This window comes from Flexithrix dorotheae DSM 6795 (assembly GCF_000379765.1).
Lineage (GTDB): Bacteria > Bacteroidota > Bacteroidia > Cytophagales > Flammeovirgaceae > Flexithrix > Flexithrix dorotheae.
On the sequence record NZ_KB903506.1, the window covers coordinates 1 to 6,377 of the forward strand.

Annotated in this window: 8 protein-coding genes; 7 read left to right on the forward strand and 1 reads right to left on the reverse strand. The window is 33.6% G+C overall.

Going from position 1 to position 6,377, the window contains the following annotated elements; translation table 11 throughout:
- The first annotated feature begins 1,334 nt into the window (after window positions 1-1,334).
- Window positions 1,335-1,775, forward strand: a complete 441-nt coding sequence (locus tag A3EM_RS48095) for a transposase (protein ID WP_157638281.1) — start codon at window positions 1,335-1,337, stop codon at window positions 1,773-1,775.
- Between the two features lie 34 nt (window positions 1,776-1,809).
- On the forward strand, window positions 1,810-2,106 hold the full coding sequence (locus tag A3EM_RS48100; protein WP_052323410.1) for a transposase: 297 nt from the start codon (window positions 1,810-1,812) through the stop codon (window positions 2,104-2,106).
- A 445-nt stretch (window positions 2,107-2,551) separates the two neighbouring features.
- On the opposite strand, the gene A3EM_RS0137485 is transcribed toward A3EM_RS48100, so the two are convergent.
- On the reverse strand, window positions 2,552-3,838 hold the full coding sequence (locus A3EM_RS0137485; RefSeq protein WP_044241027.1) for an ATP-binding protein: 1,287 nt from the start codon (window positions 3,836-3,838) through the stop codon (window positions 2,552-2,554).
- A 228-nt stretch (window positions 3,839-4,066) separates the two neighbouring features.
- Here A3EM_RS0137485 and A3EM_RS44965 point away from each other — a divergent pair, with 228 nt between their 5' ends.
- From A3EM_RS44965 to A3EM_RS48550, 5 genes are read left to right on the forward strand one after another with little or no spacing between them, the layout of a single operon-like run.
- The gene (locus A3EM_RS44965) at window positions 4,067-4,300 is read left to right on the forward strand and encodes a transposase (protein WP_020533378.1); all 234 of its coding nucleotides are present in this window, start codon (window positions 4,067-4,069) and stop codon (window positions 4,298-4,300) included.
- A 24-nt stretch (window positions 4,301-4,324) separates the two neighbouring features.
- A complete protein-coding gene (locus A3EM_RS47295; RefSeq protein WP_020533379.1) occupies window positions 4,325-4,597 on the forward strand; it encodes a hypothetical protein in 273 nt (90 codons plus the stop codon).
- A 21-nt stretch (window positions 4,598-4,618) separates the two neighbouring features.
- Window positions 4,619-5,233, forward strand: coding sequence for a group II intron maturase-specific domain-containing protein (locus A3EM_RS44970; protein ID WP_020533380.1), 615 nt, complete (start codon window positions 4,619-4,621; stop codon window positions 5,231-5,233).
- 26 nt (window positions 5,234-5,259) lie between these two features.
- The gene (locus tag A3EM_RS48435; protein ID WP_281169848.1) at window positions 5,260-5,394 is read left to right on the forward strand and encodes a hypothetical protein; all 135 of its coding nucleotides are present in this window, start codon (window positions 5,260-5,262) and stop codon (window positions 5,392-5,394) included.
- Entirely contained in the window at window positions 5,333-5,590 is a 258-nt protein-coding gene (locus A3EM_RS48550) for an HNH endonuclease signature motif containing protein (RefSeq protein ID WP_020533382.1), read from the forward strand. Before A3EM_RS48435 ends, A3EM_RS48550 begins: the two co-directional genes overlap by 62 nt.
- Window positions 5,591-6,377 lie beyond the last annotated feature (787 nt).

Below are 6,377 nucleotides of genomic sequence, written 5' to 3' on the forward strand. Positions count from 1 at the left end.
GAGATGATACTAAAAGCTTTGGAACAGCTACCTGCGGTCTATCTACTGCAAATACTGCATTTAAACTGAGTGATAATTCTACTTTATATTTGGCAACAGCATTTATGGCTGATAGAAATTTAAATTTATTTGGCAATCAAATAATTCCAGACGAGGAAGCAAACGCNCAAAATATCCTTCAAAAAGCTGTTGAATGGATTGAAAAGTAGAAATCTAACTATCTGTAACATCAGCTATCGGTCATTTCGCTTCCGGCACTATTTCTATAAAACTTATAAATGAGGATGGTAATAATCCATATCATTCCTTTGATGGATATTTTCTGGAGGCATCCTAGNATAAAGCTTTATCAGATTTTCTTATGTATTTTGATTATGTNCCTGGAACTAATGTAGAAAATGGAGAGGCTAATAATTTCACCTTCGAAAAGGTANTTCCTGGTACTTATGAATTTGAAATAGAATCTTTATGCACTACCTAAACATTTACAATTAATTGTGAAGGAGGTAATTACTCTACTGATTTTGTAATTGAGGATTATCCGGAAGAGCCTGATTTGTTTATGGCGAGTGTGTTTTGAACTCAGAAATGAGTGGTAAAGAAAGATAATATGGCGAATTCGCTATATTTAAAACTGTGTTTCCAAATAATCATGCCTTAATACTGGTCATTTTTTGCTGCCAAAAAGACGTGAAACTGACGATATCCAAAAAAGATTGTCGTCACAGCCTAGTAAAAAAGTTACTAATTCCCGCTTTGGTCAAAATCAGGGCACCTGGATACATCAAAAACTAACCAGTTGGTTGAATCCAAGGGTTGAAATATTATTATCTATATTTGCGCCACCATATGTTAATCAGTTTCTTATTGATCTGTTTTAGTATTTATGGTTTGTCGATTGTATCATGATGAACTTCAGTTAAATAGACTATATCCAAATAAGGATATAGTCTTTTTTTGTTTGCAATAACCCTAATGAATTACGTTTGTATTTTAAGTTTTCAAAATTATTTAAAGGGTCCAGGTACTATCTGAATCCTTTTTTATTTTTTTTGAATTAGTCTTACATATAAGCCTCTATATGTTACTCACTTCTGTATTTATTTTACCTATCAATCGTAATTAAAAAACGCCTATTTGTAGAATAGGAACCACATCTATTTTAGGTGTGGTTTTTTGTTTTTATATGAAGAAGTGATTTAAACTTATTGGTCAAAAAGTTAAAAAAAAGCGTATCAACATCGAACTTAGTGACTCTCTAACCTTTCACTAAATCTTTCAAGATGATACGCATATTCTGTAAAGGTATAATAACAAAATATTTTTTACCAAAATTGAGTCAGGCAAAACGAGGATATTCAAGTAAAGTTCCCATGTGGGAAATAGTAAATGCTATATTGTATAAGTTTAAAACCGGAGTGCAATGGTCACTTTTACCCTGTAAGTCCCTGATTAGCAGTGGTAAGATTAAATATGGAGCGATTTACCATCACTTTCGCAAATGGTGTAAAGACGGGAGTTGGAAAAAAGCCTGGATGATTTTTTTTAAGCAGCACAAATCGATGTTAGACTTAAGTTTAATGTTGATGGATGGGACACATAGTCCGGCTAAAAAAGGAGGTGAGTCAGTCTGTTATCAGGGAAGAAAAAAAACAAAAACCAGCAACACCATCTGGTTAGCAGATCGCAATGGAAATATAGTTGGTTTTTTGCCTCCCTTATCAGGCAATCATCACGATCTTTATCAACTTGAAATTCACTTAAAATCAGTTTGACATCCTAATTGCTGCAGGCATTCCTGTTGATGGCTTGTTTTTAAATGCCGATGCTGGTTTTGATGGAAAAGCGCTCAAAAAACTTTGTGAAACCTACGGCATTATATTGAATGTAGCGGCTAACAAACGTAATAACAGGCAGTTAGATGAAAATGAAGCTTATTTTGATGGGCTGATGTATAAAGAAAGATATAAGATAGAAAGAAGTAATGCCTGGATGGATGCTTACCGAACTTTCTTGAATCGATTTGATACAACAATGCTCAGTTGGCAGGCTTGGCATTATATCTTTGCCCTCAATAATTGGATCAAGTTTTTATTAAAAGTTTAAATCAGTTCGAAAATAGTTTTAACTTATACCAAAGGTGATTTAAACATTTACAAATTTTTCTCATGGGTCTAGGGGTTTTCTAGACCCTTTTTTATTTGTATTACAATAAGGATTTTATAATTCGTTTATAATCTGTCATTCGCAGTTTAAAATAATTGAGCAACTTATCTCAAAAGGGGGTGGGCAAATGTCCACTTTTTTTGTTTCCCGAAATTCACATGCCAGTTTTTAGGCAAGTGTCAGGGCCAATCGAATTTATGCAAATGAAAAAACAGTTTGGTTGATGGCTGCTATATTGAGGCAGTGTGTTATTGTTTGTGATAGTACCAAAATATTTTACAGGTTATTTGAGCTACTAAAATATTCATTTACTACATGATAGGTATTTTTGAAAGTTTCTTTTGTGATACTTTACATCTTTCTTTTTGTCAGAGGAATAATTTCCTTAATTTCCCACAGGTATTGTAATCCTAAATTCACTCCCTTCTCCCAGAATACTATTTACCTGAATAGTACCACCAATTTCTTCAATAATATTTTGGGAAATATATAGTCCTAAGCCAGTTCCTTTTCCCACCTCCTTTGTAGTAAAAAATGGCACAAATATCTGATCCTTTACTTCTTTTGGTATTCCTGGTCCATCGTCTTTTATAGATACATGTACCTGATCATCCTTTTGGAGAATTTTAATGGTAATAATTCCCTCCTTATCCTGGTCAATAGCTTGAATTGCATTTAACAGGATATTCATCCAAACCTGATTAATCAGGCCTGGGGAAACTCTAAAGTCAGAAACTGTGTGATACTCTTTTACGATATGGATCCTGTTTTTTATTAAATGGGAAAGCAACCCCAAAGTATTATCTATTCCATCCTGGATTTTATAGTTTTGGATAGTTTTCATATCTTGTTGAGCAAAAGCATTTAATCCCTTTACAATATTGCTGGTTCTTTTTATTCCAATTTCAATATTATTCAAAACTTTACTTAATAATTGATAAGTATCCTCAAATTGAATTTGCTTCTCATACTGGTCAATTTCCTGAAGTTTTCTTTGGATATTTTCACTATTTATTTTTTTATATTCTTCAATTAACATAAATATTTTTTTTAATTGTTTTTTTAAACCTTGAACTCCTGCATTGATAAAGTTTACCGGATTATTGATTTCATGAGCAATTCCTGCAGTTAAAATGCTTAAAGACATCATTTTTTCTGATTGCACTAATTTGGCCTGAGTATTTTTTAATTCCTCAATAGTGGCTTCAAGTTCGTGTTGATATTCTTCTAATTGAATGGCTATTTTCTTTCGTTTGGCAATCTCTTTTTGTAATTCTTTATTAGTTTTTTGTAACATGGATGGACTAGGAAGGGCTAAGGCTAAAGGAATCATTGGCCAGGCAACAACAGCGGTTACCACAGAAACTAATGCTGTAATTGCTTTAATAATTCCAGAAAAACGATACATTGGATTCCATACTACATAAATTTCTATTATATGGGTAAATCCACATAATAAAATAAAAGTACTGAACAGTATAAATATAGATTTAAACTGAGCTAAATCTTTCCTTTTACTAATAAAAAAACCCAATGCAATCGGTAAGGTAAAGTAGGCTAAAAAAATCAATCCATCAGAAATGACATGAAGCCAAAGAATTTCCGGTTTCCAGTAATAACAATGCCCGTGAGGCATAAAATTTTGAGCAAATAATTCCTTAAAAAAATCCATATTTATTAATTGAATCTTACAGTCTGTTAGTAACTTTTTAATTATTCTAGGAATAAAGTAATACTTGGTAAAAAAAAGCATTTTTGTTCAAAATCAAATTGAGAATATCATTTCATATGAGTTAATTATAGTAAAATTTTATTTCTCCTATTTTTGTAGCCTTCCCCAAAAATAGGACAGTTATAAGGGCGAAAAAAATCGTATATTGTAAACTAATAACTGTCAGGGATGAAAAAAAAAGTATTTACCGAACAGCAAATGATTAATGCGCTGAAAGAGAATGAGCAAGGTCGAACTGTAGAGGCAATTTGTAGGGAATTGGGGATCTACAAAGCTACTTTTTACAATTGGCGAAAGAAGTATTCCGGCATGGATGCTAGTCAATTGAAAGAACTTAAGGAATTACGGGAAGAAAACAGGCGTCTTAAACAGTGCTCCACACTGGAATGTATGCTGACTTGAGTCTGGATCATGTCATGCTCAAAGATGTATTGTCAAAAAAGCCAACGTGGCCCGGTTCTAGGCCCGGATGAGAAGCGAAAACAAGCGGCCTATCTTCAAAAGCAATGTGGAGTGAGTATAGAAAGATCTTGTAAACTGGTGAAACTAGCCAGGTCGATGTGGTATTACCAAAGCAAAAAGGATGATATTGAGGTGATCGATAAGCTTACCAAGTTGGCAGAAGAGTTGCCTACTCGGGGGTTTGATGAATATTTTGGTCCTATCTGTCAGCAGGGCTATATCTGGAATAGAAAATGAGTATTAAGGGTCTATCGGTTTATGAAACTTCCTTTGAGAAGAAAAAACTGTGGCCCTATAAAAACTCATGGTTTGAATAGAAGACCTACTTCGCTTTATAAAATTAATTTCATAAGGTATTGTGATGATTTTATTGTCACAGCTTCAATGAAAGAGGTTTTGGAAGAAAAAGTAATTCCTGCCATCAAAGCCTTTCTTGAACCAAGAGGGCTGATATTATCAGAGAGGAAAACCAAAATTACCCACATTGAAACGGGGTTTGATTTTTTGGGACAAAATATCCGTAAATACGGAACAAAATTGTTAATTACACCAAGTAAGTACAATTTACAGAGTTTGTTCACCAAAATCAAAACAATCTTTGGAAAAATGAAAGCAGCTTCGGCTTGGGCATTGATCCGAAAGTTAAATCCCATACTTAAAGGATGGGCTTATTACCATCGACATATAGTTGCCAAAGCAACCTACAATAAAGTAGACTATTTTATTTTCTTAAAACTTCGAAGATGGCTGAAAAGAAAACATCCTGATAAGTCTTGGAATTGGATTAATAGAAAATATTACCACCATCCATACTCAGGAAAAAGCCAATTCTTCGATAGAGGAAAAGACAATGAAGTAGTTACACTTATTTAAGATGAGAAAGGTTAAAATCAAACGACATGTTAAAATTAAAGGTAATGCCAATCCTTTTGATCCAGATTGGGAATTATATTTTGAGGATCGCCATGACTGATGCTGCAATCTACCAGTGGAAAATTAAGGAAACTTTACCTCAGGCAAGAAGGAAGGTGTAAAGTATGCCAAGCCAAGATCACAAGTGAAACTTTCAAAAATACCTATCATGTAGTAAATGAATATTTTAGTGGCTCAAATAACCTGGAAAACTTTCAGTTACTACACCCCAATTGTCACAAGCAGTTACATAGTAATGACCGTTTTTCAATACAGCCGCAGCAGACATCAAACCTATCTGTTGTTTCATTTGCTTGAGACAGCGTGTCCCGGCTGTATGCGGTGAAAGTCGCACGTACAGTACCTTAGGGGAGAGTGTCTTCGTAAGGAGGCATTCTTACCCGACTATTGAGGATGATTTGATTTTGGTTATATGAAAAAATAATTTTTAATTAAATTTAATTATTTCATTTTTATTAATTAAAATTTTACATTATGAACCCTTGGTGTATTACTAAGGGCAAGAGTAATATCCTAGTATCTTATCGTTTTGGTCAGAGTGTATCAACCATTTTTCACTCTTTCAGATTAAGAGAGCTTCTTACAGGTGTTCAACAAATGCTTAACTTTATCATCGTATATGGTTTACTATCTTCGCTTCACACCCTCCAGTTACCCGGAACGCATGGAAGATATGAGGGTGGTTCACACAAGAACCAAATCATTTTATTGACCTTTCCTTTCAGCTAACAACTTCTGGTCGTACTCCCTTCTATATGTTTCCAGGGTCATATCTTAAAAAAGTAGGTAAAAAACCTATTTTCTGAAAACTGATGAAAATAGGTGAAAATGGCATTTTTTCGGCTTTTCTAAGACTTAGTTTTGCTAAACGATAACCAATCTAATACTCCATGAAAATTAAAACATTAAAGATTTGGCTCCATTTAGGGAAAANTTATCTATTAGTAATGATAGGAATTTTTTCCATTGTTGGTTCTTCTTTGGGACGGGAAATATTAGTTTCTAAAAGTGGGGTGGATAAAATAGGTAGTGCCAAGTTTGCTTCCTTAAAATTTGCGATTGCAAATGCCTCCGAAAAGGATAT

Bases quoted from the DNA above. Each gene is read 5' to 3' on its own strand.
- A3EM_RS0137485 (WP_044241027.1), bottom strand. From the start codon at position 3,838: ATGGATTTTTTTAAGGAATTATTTGCTCAAAATTTTATGCCTCACGGG.
- A3EM_RS44965 (WP_020533378.1), top strand. From the start codon at position 4,067: ATGAAAAAAAAAGTATTTACCGAACAGCAAATGATTAATGCGCTGAAA.
- A3EM_RS47295 (WP_020533379.1), top strand. From the start codon at position 4,325: ATGTATTGTCAAAAAAGCCAACGTGGCCCGGTTCTAGGCCCGGATGAG.
- A3EM_RS44970 (WP_020533380.1), top strand. From the start codon at position 4,619: ATGAAACTTCCTTTGAGAAGAAAAAACTGTGGCCCTATAAAAACTCAT.
- A3EM_RS48435 (WP_281169848.1), top strand. From the start codon at position 5,260: ATGTTAAAATTAAAGGTAATGCCAATCCTTTTGATCCAGATTGGGAAT.
- A3EM_RS48550 (WP_020533382.1), top strand. From the start codon at position 5,333: ATGCTGCAATCTACCAGTGGAAAATTAAGGAAACTTTACCTCAGGCAA.